Origin of the sequence: Delftia acidovorans NBRC 14950, from assembly GCF_001598795.1 — a bacterium.
Classification (GTDB): Bacteria; Pseudomonadota; Gammaproteobacteria; order Burkholderiales; family Burkholderiaceae_C; genus Comamonas; species Comamonas acidovorans.
Window position 1 is genome coordinate 376684 of sequence record NZ_BCZP01000002.1, and the last position, 13194, is coordinate 389877.

A 13194-nucleotide genomic window follows, 5' to 3' on the forward strand; every position below is an offset into this window, starting at 1 on the left:
TGAATACACCCACTTCACCGATTCGACGGTGCCTGTGGGTGCCACGCTGGTCCTATCTGCCGAACTGCCGAACTGCCGAACTGCCGAACTGCCGAACTGCCGAACTGCCGAACTGCCGAACTGCCGGCAGGCGCGCAGGTCTTGGCGAAGGAGGGCGGCTTCCGACTGCCCCTCCGGTTGTGCGATGGCTGCGAGCGCGTGGTGCTGGCCTCCATTGCCGAGGTCTCTGTCCACTTCGAGGACAGTCGGGTCTGGGAAGTGACCGAAACCATGGTCAATTCCTGCGCTTCAAGGGCTTCAAGATATTTGCCGTGGGACTTGTCCTGAGGCGTGACATACAACCAAGCCGGCTCCTGCCGGCTTTTTTGCGCCTGCCCGCTGGCTAGGTGTTTTCCCCCGCATGTCTTCGCCGCGACAAGCTTTCCATGCAAAATAGCACGAACGTTCGTTTTAACAAGAATTTCGCATGTCCAGCGTTTCCGCCCCACGCCGCACCACCCGTTTGACCGCTGACGCCACGGCCGATCCCAAGGCGGGCTCTTCCGTGCACGAAGCCGCTGCGCCCGCGCCGCGCCGCGCGCTGCACAAGGGGCAGCAGACCAAGGCCACCATTGTGGAGGCTGCCCTCAACCTGGCCACGCACATCGGGCTTGAGGGCCTGTCCATCGGCGCTCTGGCCGAGCTGACGGGCATGAGCAAGTCGGGCGTGTTCGCGCATTTTGGCTCGCGCGAGGAGCTGCAGATTTCCGTGGTGCATGAGTACCACGACCGTTTCGAGCAGGAAGTGTTCTTTCCCGCGCTTCAGGCGCCGCGCGGCGTGGCGCGTCTGCGGGCGCTGTTCGACAACTGGATGAAGCGCACGTCGATCGAGCTGGACTCGGGCTGCATCTATATCAGCGGCGCCGTGGAGTTTGACGACCGCACGGGGCCGGTGCGCGATGCGCTGACGGCCTCGGTCCAGACTTGGCACGCAGCCATGCGCCGCACCATCGTGCAGTGCCGCGAAAGCGGCGACCTGCGTGCCGACCTGGACGAGAACCAGCTGCTGTTCGAGATCCACGGCCTGATCCTGGCCCTGCATTACGAGGCGCGCTTCCTGCGCAATGAAGGCTCGATGCAGCGCGCCATCGACGGCTTCGAGAGCATTCTGGCGCGCTACGCCAGCCCGACCTGATTTTTCAGTTTCACCGTTTCCACCGCATCCACTGCAAACCCCGCCAACACAGGAGAAGACAAATGCCCAGCTACAACCCGCCCCTGCGCGACATGCAATTCCTCATGCACGAGGTGTTCAAGGTCACGGACGACTACCAGCAGATGACGGCGCATGCCGAGGTCGATGCCGACACCATCAATGCCGTGCTCGAAGAGGCGGGCAAGTTCGCGGCCAACGTGACGTTTCCGCTGAACATCAGCGGCGATGCAGAGGGCTGCGTGCTGAACAAGGAAACCCACGAGGTCACCACGCCCAAGGGCTTCAAGGAGGCCTACCAGAAGTATGTGGAAGGCGGCTGGCCTTCGCTGTCCTGCGATACGGCCTACGGCGGCCAGGGCCTGCCCTTTGCGGTGAACTCGGCGGTGTACGAGATGCTCAACAGCGCCAACCAGGCCTGGACCATGTACCCGGGCCTGTCGCACGGCGCCTATGAAGCCCTGCATGTGCACGGCACGGAAGAGCAAAAGAAGCTGTACTTGCCCAAGCTGACCAGCGGCGAGTGGACCGGCACCATGTGCCTGACCGAGCCCCATTGCGGCACCGACCTGGGCCTGCTGCGCACCAAGGCCGAGCCCGTGGCCGGCGCGCCCGAGGGCACCTACAAGATCACCGGCAACAAGATCTTCATCAGCGCGGGCGAGCACGATTTCACCGACAACATCGTCCACCTGGTGCTGGCCAGACTGCCCGATGCGCCGGTAGGCTCCAAGGGCATCAGCCTGTTCGTGGTGCCCAAGTTCGTGGTCAAGGCAGATGGTTCGCTGGGCGAGCGCAACCCCATCTTCTGCGGTGCGCTGGAGCACAAGATGGGCATCCATGGCAATGCCACGGCACAGATCAATATCGACGGCGCCATCGGCACCCTGGTGGGCCAGCCGAACAAGGGTCTGCAGGCCATGTTCGTGATGATGAATGCCGCCCGCCTGGGCGTGGGCAACCAGTCGCTGGGCCTGACCGAGGTGGCCTACCAGAACGCCCTGGCCTATGCCAAGGACCGCCTGCAGATGCGCAGCCTGTCGGGCACCAAGGCCAAGGACAAGCCGGCCGATCCCATCATCGTCCACCCCGACGTGCGCCGCATGCTGCTGACGGCCAAGGCCTATGCCGAAGGCGGCCGTGCGCTGGTCACCTACTGCGCCTTCCTGATCGACAAGGAGTTCAACCACCCCGACGAGAAGGTGCGCAAGGACAGTGCCGAGCTGGTGGCGCTGCTGACGCCCATCGTCAAGGCCTTCATCACCGACAACGGCTGGACGGCCACCACCATGAGCCAGCAGGTCTATGGCGGCCATGGCTTCATCACCGAATGGGGCATGGAGCAGTTCGTGCGCGATGCGCGCATCAACATGATCTATGAAGGCACGAACGGCATTCAGGCGCTGGACCTGCTGGGCCGCAAGGTGCTGGGCAACCAGGGCGCATCGCTCAAGAAGTTCGGCAAGCTGGTGGCGCAACTGGTGGAGGAAGAGGGCGTCAACGAGAAGATGGCCGAGTTCATCAACCCCATCGCCTACCTGGGCGACCAGATGACCAAGTTCACCACCGAGATCGGCTTCAAGGGCATGCAAAACCCCGACGAGGTGGGTGCCGCGTCCGTGGACTACCTGCGTGTGGCGGGCCACCTGGTGTTCGGCTACTTCTTCGCCCGCATGGCCCAGGTGGCATTGCGCGAAATCGCCAAGGGCAATACCGACCCGTTCTACCAGGCCAAGCTGCAGACCGCGCGCTTCTACTTCGCCAAGCTGCTGCCCGAGACCGCCACGCTCATGCGCACGGCCCGCGCAGGCAGCAAGTCGCTGATGGACACGGACGCAGCGCTGGCCTGAACGGCTTCACTCCAACATGGGAGCGCGGGCTGTGCGCATCAGCGTGGCCTGCGCGCCTTTCTAGGCGAAAGGGGTTTGAAATGAAGGCATATCAAGCACTGGCAGCAATGGTCCTGGGCCTCACGGCTGCCGCAGCGCAGGCGCAGATGACGCCCGTGGGCCTGTGGAAGAGCGTCGACGACAAGAGCGGCGAGGCCAAGTCCGAGATCCGCGTGGCCGAGAACGACGGCGTGGTCACGGGCCGCATCGAGCAGATCCTGCGAAAGGGCGCCGATCCGGCCGCCACCTGCACCGAATGCTCGGACGACCGCAAGGGCCAGCCGCTCAAGGGGCTGGAGATCATCCGCGGCGCCAAGAAGGCCGAGGGCAAGGACGTCTGGGAAGGCGGCAAGATCCTCGACCCCGAAAACGGCAAGACCTACACGCTGCGCCTGACGCCCATCGAAGGCGGCGCCAAGCTCGAGGTGCGCGGCTCCATCGGCCCCTTCGGCCGCACCCAGACCTGGGTGCGCGTGCAGTAAACCATTCCGGAGGGCGGCCGCAGCGGCCGCCTTCCTCCCACTTGTGGAACATCCATGTCCCGATTCAATGTGAAGAAAGTCGCCGTGCTCGGCGCTGGCGTGATGGGAGCGCAGATCGCGGCCCATCTGGTCAATGTCAAGGTGCCCGTGGTGCTGTTCGACCTGCCCGCCAAGGAAGGCCCGAAAAGCGGTATTGCCGAGCGCGCCATCGCCAACCTCAAGAAGCTCAAGCCTTCGCCCATCGGCGTGGCCGAGGACGCGGACCTGATCCAGCCCGCCAACTACGAGGAGCACCTCAAGCTGCTCAAGGGCTGCGACCTGATCATCGAGGCCATTGCCGAGCGAATGGACTGGAAGCTCGACCTGTACACCAAGATCGCGCCCCATGTGGCCAAGCACGCCATCGTGGCGTCCAACACCTCGGGCCTGTCCATCACCAAGCTGTCCGAGGCGCTGCCCGACGCGATCAAGCCGCGCTTTTGCGGCATCCACTTCTTCAACCCGCCGCGCTACATGCCGCTGGTGGAGCTGATCGCCACGCCGACCACGCAGCCCGTGGTGCTGGACCAGCTCGAAGCCTTCGTCACCAGCGGCCTGGGCAAGGGCGTGGTGCGCGCCAAGGACACGCCCAACTTCATCGCCAACCGCATCGGCATCGCCGGCATGCTGGCCACGATGAAAGAGGTCGAGAACTTCGGCCTGACTTTCGACGTGGTCGATGACCTCACCGGCAAGAAGCTGGGCCGCGCATCCAGCGGCACCTTCCGCACGGCCGACGTGGTGGGCCTGGACACCATGGCCCATGTGATCAAGACGTTGCAGGACAACCTCAGCGCCGAGACCGATCCCTTCTACGGCAGCTTCGGCACGCCGCCCGTGCTGGCCAAGCTGATCGAGCTTGGCAACCTGGGCCAGAAGGCGAAGAAGGGCTTCTACAAGAAGGTCGGCCGCGACATCCTGCAGTTCGAGCTGGACAGCGAGGACTACGTGCCCGCCGGCGGCAAGGCCGACGAGGTCTATGGCCGCATGCTCAAGAAGCCCGCTGCCGAGCGCCTGAAGCTGCTGCGCAATGCCGAGGGCGCGCAGGGCCGCTTCCTGTGGGCCATCCTGCGCAACAGCTTCCACTACGCGGCCATCCACCTGGAGAGCATTGCCGAGTCCGCACGCGACGTGGACCAGGCCATGCGCTGGGGCTTCGGCATGAAGCAGGGCCCGTTCGAGCTGTGGCAGGAAGCCGGCTGGCTGGAAGTGGCGAAGATGGTCCAGGAGGACATCGATGCCGGCAAGGCATTGAGCAAGGCGCCTCTGCCCAAGTGGGTCTTCGAAGGCCCGGTGGCCGAGGCTGGCGGCGTGCACACGGCGCAGGGCTCGTGGAGCCCTGCCAAGGGCCAATTCGTGCCCCGCCGCGTGCTGCCCGTCTACGAACGCCAGATATTCCCCGAGAAGCTGCTGGGCGAAGACAGCCTGCCCGACTGGAAGACGGCTGGCACCACGATCGCCGAATCCAAGGCGCTGCGCACCTGGACGCTGGACGGCCAGATCCTGATCGCCAGCATCAAGAACAAGATGCACGCCATCAGCCCCGAGGTCATGGAAGCGCTGATGGAAGCCGTGGACGTGGCCGAGACCGACTTCCAGGGCATGGTCATCTGGTCGGGCGATGCGCCGTTCAGCGTGGGCGCCGACCTGGAAGCCACCATGCCGGCCTTCGTGATCGGCGGCGCAGACGCCATCGAAAGCGTGGAGCAGGAGCTGCAAAACCTGATGCTGCGCATCCGCTACGCCCAGGTGCCCGTGGTTGCGGCCATCCATGGCATGGCGCTGGGCGGCGGCTGCGAGCTGGCCGTCTACAGCGCGCGCCGCGTGGCGCATATGGAAAGCTACATCGGCCTGGTGGAAGTCGGCGTGGGCCTGGTGCCCGGCGCGGGCGGCCTGACCTATATCGCGCGCCGCGCGGCAGAGAACGCCGCCACCAGCACGGGCAAGGACCTGCTGCCCTTCCTGACCGAAGGCTTCACGGCCGCGGCCATGGCCAAGGTGGGCACCAGTGCCATCGAGTCGCGCAAGCTGGGCTACCTGCTGGACAGCGACCTCATCGTGCCGCACAAGGACGAGCTGCTCTTCGTCGCCATCAACGAGGCCAAGTCCATGGCCGCAGGCGGCTGGCGCGCGCCGCTGCCGCGCAGCTTCCCCGTGGCGGGACGCAGCGGCGTGGCCACCATCAAGGGCTCGCTGGTCAACATGCGTGACGGCGGCTTCATCAGCGAGTTCGACCAGCATGTGGCCAGCCTGATCGCCAACGTGGTCTGCGGCGGCGACGTGGATGCGGGCACCCTGGTGGACGAGGCCTATCTGATGAAGCTCGAACGCAAGGCGTTCTGCCACCTGATCGGCCATCCGAAGACCCATGAACGCATTCTCGGAATGCTGAACACCGGCAAACCCGTCCGCAATTGAGGCAGATCGAGGAGAGACAAGACATGAAACAAATCCAAGACGCCTACATCGTCGCCGCCACGCGCACGCCCATCGGCAAGTCGCACAAGGGCTTTTTCCGCAACTACCGTCCCGACGACCTGCTGGCGACCACGCTGAAGGCCGCGCTGGCCCAGGTGCCGGGGCTGGACCCGGCTGCTATCGAGGACATCATCTGCGGCTGCGCCATCCCCGAGGCCCAGCAGGGCCTGAACGTGGCGCGCATCAGCGCCGTGCTGGCGGGCCTGCCCACCAGCGTGGGCGGCATCACCGTGAACCGCTTCTGCGCCTCGGGCCTGTCGGCCGTGGCCATGGCGGCGGACCGCATCCGCGTGGGCGAGGCCGACGTGATGATCGCGGCCGGTGTCGAGAGCATGAGCATGGTGCCCATGATGGGCAACGCGCCCTCGCTGTCGCCGTCCATCTTCGAGCGTGATGGCGACGTGGGCATTGCCTACGGCATGGGCCTGACGGCCGAGAAGGTGGCCCAGCAGTGGAAGGTCTCGCGCGATGCGCAGGACGCCTTTGCGCTGGAGTCGCACCGCCGTGCCCTGGCCGCGCAGCAGGCCGGTGAGTTCAAGGACGAGATCACGCCCATCGAGGTCACCGACCGGGGCCTGGACCTGGCCAAGGGCGAGCCCGTGGTGCGCACGCGCACCGTGGAGCTGGACGAGGGCGCACGCCCCGACACCAGCCTGGAAGGCCTGGGCAAGCTGCGCACCGTGTTCGCGGCGCGCGGCTCGGTGACGGCTGGCAACAGCTCGCAGACCAGCGATGGCGCAGGCGCGCTGATCCTGGCCAGCGGCGCCGCCGTGCAGCGCTTCGGCCTCACGCCGCTGGCGCGCTTCGTGAGCTATGCCAGCAAGGGCGTGCCGCCGGCCATCATGGGCATCGGCCCCATCGAGGCTATCCCGGCGGCACTGCGCTATGCGGGCCTCAAGCAGGACGACATCGACTGGTTCGAGCTCAACGAAGCCTTTGCCGCCCAGTCGCTGGCCGTGGTCAACACGCTGGGTCTGGACCCCGCCAAGGTCAATCCCATGGGCGGCGCGATTGCCCTGGGCCACCCGCTGGGTGCCACGGGCGCCATCCGCTCGGCCACCGTGGTGCATGCGCTGCGCCGCAAGCAATTGCGCTACGGCATGGTGACGATGTGCGTCGGAATGGGCCAGGGCGCCGCCGGCATCTTCGAGCGGGTTTGACCGTTGCTCAAAGCCCCGTTCGCGGGGCTTTGTCTTTTTCGCTCATCCCATCCTTTCCCATCCATGCGAGCCGGCACAGAAACGGCACCGACCAGGAGACAGCCATGGAACAACACCAACTCAGCAGCGATGGCGCCACGCTGGCGCTGCGCGTCTACACGCCCGCTGGCCCGCCGCGTGCCAGCGTGGTCATCGGCGGGGCCATGGGGGTGCGCCAGGCCTTCTACGAGGCCTTTGCCACCTGGCTTGCGGGCCAGGGCTATCGGGTGACCAGCTTTGACTACCGGGGCCATGGCGATTCCCTGCAAGGGTCTTTGCGCGAGGTGCGTGCCGACCTGTGCGACTGGGCGCGCGACTACGAGACCGTGATCGCCCATGCCAAGGCGCAGCTGCCGGACCAGCCGCTGTTCCTGATCGGCCACAGCCTGGGCGCCCAGCTGCCGGGCCTGCTGCGCTCCCCGCAGCTGGTGGACGGCCTTTTGAGCATTGCGGCCGGCAGCGGCTACTGGCGTGACAATGCGCCTCGCCTCAAGCGCATGGTTCCCTATTTCTGGCATGTGCTGGTGCCCGTGGCCACGCGCCTGTGCGGCTACTTTCCGGGCCGGCGCCTGCGCAAGGTGGGCGACCTGCCGGCCGGCGTCATGCTGCAGTGGCGCCGCTGGTGCCTGAATCCGCGCTACAGCGTGGGTGCCGAGGGCGAGGCCGCCGCGCGCAGCTACGCCGCCGTGCGCTTTCCGGTGATGGCGCTGTCCATGAGCGACGACGAACTCATGACCTGGCGCGGCACCGAGCACCTGTTCGCGCTCTATGCCAATGCCCCCAGCCGCATCGAGCGCATCGAGCCCAAGGCGCTGCAGTTGCGGCGCATAGGACATTTCGGCTTCTTCCGCGCCGATATGCGCGACGCGCTCTGGGGCCGGGCCGTGGACGTGTTCTCGGGCTGGACCAAGGCGCCGGCCGCCGCGGCCCACCCGCGCTTTCCCTCACCCGCAGAGTCGCCGGCTTGACGGACGCGGGCCCCGCTTGCCATCACACTCGTTTGCCATGAGCACAGACATCCATCCTCTCGACCAGGCCGTGGCGCTCACGCCCACCGGCGCCGTGGGCCACTACCAGGGCCAGACCACGCAGGACTACTGGAACATGGTGGGCCCGTACGGCGGCATCACCGCCGCCGCGCTGGTGCAGGCCATCCAGCAGCATCCGCTGTGCCTGGGCGATCCGCTGTCCATCACCGTCAACTACGCAGCTGCGCTGGGCGCGGGGCGCTTCGATATCGAAGCCCGCCCCGTGCGCACCAACCGCTCCACACAGCACTGGCTGCTGACCATCACCCAGCCCGACCAGGACGGCGATGCCCAGGTCGTCACCACGGCCACGGCCGTCACGGCCGTGCGGCGCAGCACCTGGGGCGGCACCGACCTGGCCATGCCCGAGGTGCCTGCGCCCGCCACCGTGCCGCGCGTGCCGCCTCTGGGGGGCGTGGAGTGGCTCAACCGCTACGACATGCGCTTTCTCGACGGCATCATTCCCCAGACCTGGGATGGCCGCGAGATCGACAGCCTCACGCGCCTGTGGGTGCGCGACGAGCCGCCGCGCGCACTGGATTTTTGCGCGCTGGCCGGCCTGGCTGACGTATTCTTCCCGCGCGTGTGGCTGCGCCGCGCACAGCGCACCCCGGCGGGCACGGTGTCCATCACCGTCTACTTCCATGCGGGGCGCGAGGAACTGGCCGCCGCAGGCACGGGCCACCTGCTGGCCCAGGCGCGCGGCCAGGAATTTCGCAACGGCTTCTTCGACCAGAGCGCCCAGCTGTGGAGCGAGGCCGGCGTGATGCTGGCGAGCAGCCACCAGATCGTGTATTTCAAGGAATAAGCAAGGCAAGACCATCATGAGCGAAACCACCCAGGACATCCGCGTGCACACCGAAGCCGGTGTCTGCACCATCACCTTCAACCGCGCAGACAAGAAGAACTCCATCACCGAGGCCATGTACGCCAGCATGGCCGATGCGCTGGCCCAGGCCGGCGAAGACGCCGCCGTGCGCTGCGTGGTCTTCCAGGGCGACATGGCCATCTTCAGCGCGGGCAACGACATTGCCGACTTCCTCAAGCAGTCGGCCGGCGGCGCCGCCAGGCCGGAAGGCGAGCAGCGCCCCGTCTGGCGCTTCCTGCACAACATCGCCGCCTTTCCCAAGCCCGTGATCGCCGCCGTCTGCGGCCCGGCCGTGGGCATCGGCACCACCTTGCTGCTGCACTGCGACCTGGTCTATGCAGGCGACAACGCGGCCTTCTCGCTGCCCTTCGTGAACCTGGGCCTGTGCCCCGAAGCGGCCTCCAGCCTGCTGCTGCCCCAGATGCTCGGCTACCACCGCGCGGCCGAGGCCCTGCTGCTGGGCGAGCCCTTCCTGGCCGAAGCCGCCCTGGAAGTGGGCCTGGTCAACCGCGTCGTGCCGCCCAGCGAATGCAATGCGCTGGCCCAGGCCCAGGCCAGGAAGCTGGCGGCCAAGCCGCTTTCGGCCCTGATCGAGACCAAGCGCCTCATGAAGGCCGGCCAGTCCGGCCTGGTGCGCGAGCGCATGGCCGAGGAGGGAGCGAGCTTCGGCAAGCTGATGGGCGGGCCTGCTGCCAAGGAGGCGTTCACCGCGTTCATGGAGAAGCGCAAGCCGGACTTCAGCCAGTGCTGAAATCCACGAAGGTCTCCGAGGCCTCCGAGGCGTCCGTGCAGTTCGAGCCCGAGTTCATCGCCGGGCTGCGCGAAGTGTTCGAGCGCCAGATCGCCTTCAACCAGGTGCTGGGCCTGCGCATCACCGAAGTGCTGCCCGAGCGGGTTGAAGGCCGCATCACCATGCGGCCCGAGCTCATCGGCCACGCCGCCTACCAGCGCATCCACGGCGGCGTGATCAGCGCCGGTCTGGACTCCATGGGCGGCCTGGCCGTCATGGCGGCCATCGGTGCCAAGCACATGGACGATGCGCCCCTGCAGCGCCTGCACCGCTTCTCGCGCCTGGGCACCATCGACCTGCGCGTGGACTACCTGCGCCCCGGCATAGGCAGCGAATTCATCCTGCGCGCCGAGGTGCTGCGGCTGGGCTCGCGCGTGGCCAATACGCGCATGGAATTCCTGGGGGCCGATGGCAGCTTGCTGTCCACGGGGACGGCGGCGTACATCGTTTCTTGAAGCATGGCCCGCTGACTGCGGGCCTTCTTTTTGCGTTTCTTCACCCCCAGCGCGCGCGCCACACGGCCCAGGCCGTGCCTGCGCCATAGGCGGCCATGGCCACGGCGACCAGGATGAACAGCGACTGGGCACTGCCCAGGCCGCTGGACATGAGCCAGCCGCCGCCCACCACCACGATCAGCAGGCGCACCGTGCCGGCCAGCACGGGTGCCCAGACGCGGCCTGCGCCCAGGGAGGCGAAGTACAGCACCAGTCCCAGGCCGAACAGCCCGAAGGCCGGGCCCACGGTGCGCAGGTAGAGGTCGGCGTAGGCGCGCACGGCCGGGTCGCCGGTGAAGATGCCTGACCACAGCTGCGGCCAGACCATGACCACCAGCCCCAGCACGCCCAGCAGGGCCGCGGCCATGGCGCCGCCCGACCAGGCCACGCGGCGCGCGCGTGCCACCTGGCCTGCGCCCATGGCCATGCCCACCATGGGCACGGCGGCCATGCCCACGCCGAAGGCCATGGGGATCAGCAGGAACTCCAGCCGCTGGCCTATGCCGTAGCCGGCCAGGGCCAGCGGGCCCAGGCGGGCGACCATGCCTGTCAGCAGCAGCGCGGCCAGCGCCGTTTGCACGGGGGACAGGCAGGCCAGGGCACCCACGCGCAGGATGTCGCGGAACATGGGCCAGGCCAGGCGCGGCGTGCGCCAGTCCAGCTGCAGGCGCTGCTGGCCCCACTGCAGGTAGGCCAGGAAGGCCGCCACGGCCAGCACCATGGCCACGATGTTGCCCACGGCCACGCCCGGCATGCCCCAGCGCGGCATGGGGCCCAGGCCCAGCCCCAGCGTGCCGCCCACCACGATCTGCACCAGCGAGGCCGCAAAGATCACGGCCGACGGCATGCGCATATTGCCCGTGCCCCGCACCACCGATGCCAGCGTATTGCACAGCCACACCAGGATGGCGCCGCTGAACAGCACGGCGCCAAAGCCCGTGGCCGCTGCCAGCACCTCGCCGCGCCCGCCCAGCCAGCTGTAGAAGGTGGCGCCGCAGAGCACGAAGATGAGCGAGTACAGCAGGCCTGCGATGGCGCCGATCACGATGGCGTGCAGGGCCAGTGCCGAGGCACGCGCGCCGTCGCCCGCGCCCAGCGCGCGGCTGATGGCCGAGGACACGCCGCTGCCCATGGCGCCGTTGCTCATCATCTGCGTGAGCATGGCCAGCGGAAATACCAGGGCCATGGCCGCCAGCGATACGGTTCCCAGCTGCCCTACGTAGTAGGTCTCGGCCACGGCGACCAGCACCGACATGCTCAGCGCCACCATGTTGGGCACGGCCAGGCGCATCAGGGTGGAGGCGATGGGGCCGCTGACCAACGGATGCGCGGACCCGCTGGCCGCAGCGCCCGGGGCTGCGGAGGACAGGGCGGCGCTCATTCCGCGCTCTCCTGCGTGGCGGTTTCCAGCACGGGCAGCATGCCCAGCACCAGGCTTTCGAGCGCGCCGATCTGCTCGCTGCCGCACAGCTCGCGCACGCGCTGCTGGGCCTGGCGCCACAGGGCGGCAGCCTCGCGGATGCGGGCGCGGCCTTCGGGCGTGACCACCACGCAGCGGCTGCGCGCATCCGCGCCGGGAACCAGGTCGATGAAGCCGGCCTGCTGCAGCGTGCGCAGATTGCGCGTCATCGTCGTGCGGTCGGTGTGCAACTGCTCGGCCAGGGCCGAGACCGTGGGCGGGCCGTCGGGCGCATTGCGTGCCTGCACCAGCAGGCTGAACTGCGTGCCGCGCAGGCCGCTGGGCGCCAGCGTGTCGTCATAGAGCTGCGAGATCTTGCGCGACAGGCTGCGCACCATGAAGCAGGTGCAGACCGGACTGGCGCTTGAGGTGGAGGAGGTCATGGGGCGTGGGGCAGGTGGCCTGGAATGGAAATGAGTGTAGATGCACCTATTGATTTGCGCATGTCCGCTGCGCGACCTGCGCATGCGCGGTGTGTGATCGAGAAAGGCTTGCAAGCACATGAAACGGGAGAACCATCTCGTTACCGTTCTTGCGAGATGCCGGCATTTGTTGCCAGTTCGTGTGCGTAGCATCGGATTTTTCCGAAGGAGACCCACCCATGGCTGTTCAGAACCCGTTCTTTGGCAAGCGCGACAACGATGCTTTCACCTCCCGCAACACCCTGGGCAGCGGCACAGGCGCCGCCAGCACGGGCGGCAGCCCTTCGGGAGCCGTCATGCCCAGCTCCAGCGTGAGCAGCCCGGCATCCACCCAGCGCCAGGCCTCGCCTGTGTCGCAGGACTCTCCGGGCAGCAAGCTCACCGTGGGCCCCAACATCAAGCTCAAGGGCGTGGAGATCACCGACTGCGACACGCTGGTCGTCGAAGGCACGGTGGAGGCCACCATGGACTCGCGCGTGATCCAGATCGCCGAGCAGGGTGCCTTCCATGGCACGGCCGAGATCGACATCGCCGAGATCCATGGCGTGTTCGACGGCACGCTGACCGTGCGCGAAAAGCTGGTCATCTACGGCACGGGCAAGGTCAGCGGCAAGATCCGCTACGGCAAGGTGGTGATCGAAGAGGGCGGCGAGCTCACGGGCCAGATCGAGGCCGGTTCCTCGCCGCGTTCATCCTCGGGTTCGGCCGTGGCATCCAGCGCCTCCAGCCTGTCCTCTTCCTCGTCGGCCGCCTCCAGCGACAGTGCCGCCAGCAGTTCCGCTGCCCTGGCTGCGGCCACCGCAGCGGCCTCGCTGCAGCCGCGCGTCACTCCCTCTCTGGCCTGAGCCCTTCCT

The 13194-nt window shown here is 67.3% G+C and carries 12 protein-coding genes; 10 read left to right on the top strand and 2 right to left on the bottom strand.

Annotation, left to right across the window (positions count from 1 at the left end; translation table 11 throughout):
- Window positions 1–466 precede the first annotated feature (466 nt).
- From DA1_RS04370 to DA1_RS04410, 9 genes are all read left to right on the top strand, one after another.
- Window positions 467–1174 (top strand): TetR/AcrR family transcriptional regulator, encoded by a 708-nt coding sequence (locus DA1_RS04370; RefSeq protein WP_034390315.1) that lies wholly within the window; start codon window positions 467–469, stop codon window positions 1172–1174.
- 62 nt (window positions 1175–1236) lie between these two features.
- Window positions 1237–3042, top strand: a complete 1806-nt coding sequence (locus tag DA1_RS04375) for an acyl-CoA dehydrogenase C-terminal domain-containing protein (protein ID WP_012203267.1) — start codon at window positions 1237–1239, stop codon at window positions 3040–3042.
- An 80-nt stretch (window positions 3043–3122) separates the two neighbouring features.
- Window positions 3123–3563 carry a DUF2147 domain-containing protein gene (locus DA1_RS04380; protein WP_012203268.1) on the top strand — a complete coding sequence of 147 codons (441 nt, stop codon included), beginning with the start codon at window positions 3123–3125 and terminating at the stop codon, window positions 3561–3563.
- A 54-nt stretch (window positions 3564–3617) separates the two neighbouring features.
- On the top strand, window positions 3618–6020 hold the full coding sequence (locus DA1_RS04385) for a 3-hydroxyacyl-CoA dehydrogenase/enoyl-CoA hydratase family protein (RefSeq protein WP_012203269.1): 2403 nt from the start codon (window positions 3618–3620) through the stop codon (window positions 6018–6020).
- Between the two features lie 23 nt (window positions 6021–6043).
- Complete coding sequence (locus DA1_RS04390; protein WP_016446429.1) at window positions 6044–7240, top strand: acetyl-CoA C-acyltransferase; 1197 nt, start codon at window positions 6044–6046, stop codon at window positions 7238–7240.
- 104 nt (window positions 7241–7344) lie between these two features.
- Window positions 7345–8247 (top strand): alpha/beta hydrolase family protein, encoded by a 903-nt coding sequence (locus tag DA1_RS04395; RefSeq protein WP_034398151.1) that lies wholly within the window; start codon window positions 7345–7347, stop codon window positions 8245–8247.
- A 37-nt stretch (window positions 8248–8284) separates the two neighbouring features.
- Window positions 8285–9115: an acyl-CoA thioesterase gene (locus DA1_RS04400; protein ID WP_034390318.1), complete on the top strand. Its 831-nt coding sequence runs from the start codon at window positions 8285–8287 to the stop codon at window positions 9113–9115.
- Window positions 9116–9131: 16 nt separating this feature from the next.
- Window positions 9132–9926, top strand: coding sequence for an enoyl-CoA hydratase (locus DA1_RS04405; RefSeq protein WP_034390320.1), 795 nt, complete (start codon window positions 9132–9134; stop codon window positions 9924–9926).
- Window positions 9920–10420 carry a thioesterase family protein gene (locus tag DA1_RS04410; RefSeq protein ID WP_034390322.1) on the top strand — a complete coding sequence of 167 codons (501 nt, stop codon included), beginning with the start codon at window positions 9920–9922 and terminating at the stop codon, window positions 10418–10420. Before DA1_RS04405 ends, DA1_RS04410 begins: the two co-directional genes overlap by 7 nt.
- 40 nt (window positions 10421–10460) lie before the next feature.
- On the opposite strand, the gene DA1_RS04415 is transcribed toward DA1_RS04410, so the two are convergent.
- Complete coding sequence (locus DA1_RS04415; protein ID WP_034390323.1) at window positions 10461–11840, bottom strand: MATE family efflux transporter; 1380 nt, start codon at window positions 11838–11840, stop codon at window positions 10461–10463.
- Window positions 11837–12301 (bottom strand): MarR family winged helix-turn-helix transcriptional regulator, encoded by a 465-nt coding sequence (locus DA1_RS04420; RefSeq protein WP_034390325.1) that lies wholly within the window; start codon window positions 12299–12301, stop codon window positions 11837–11839. Before DA1_RS04420 ends, DA1_RS04415 begins: the two co-directional genes overlap by 4 nt.
- A 218-nt stretch (window positions 12302–12519) precedes the next feature.
- On the opposite strand from DA1_RS04420, the gene DA1_RS04425 reads away from it, so the two are divergent.
- Complete coding sequence (locus DA1_RS04425; RefSeq protein WP_034390328.1) at window positions 12520–13185, top strand: bactofilin family protein; 666 nt, start codon at window positions 12520–12522, stop codon at window positions 13183–13185.
- Window positions 13186–13194 lie beyond the last annotated feature (9 nt).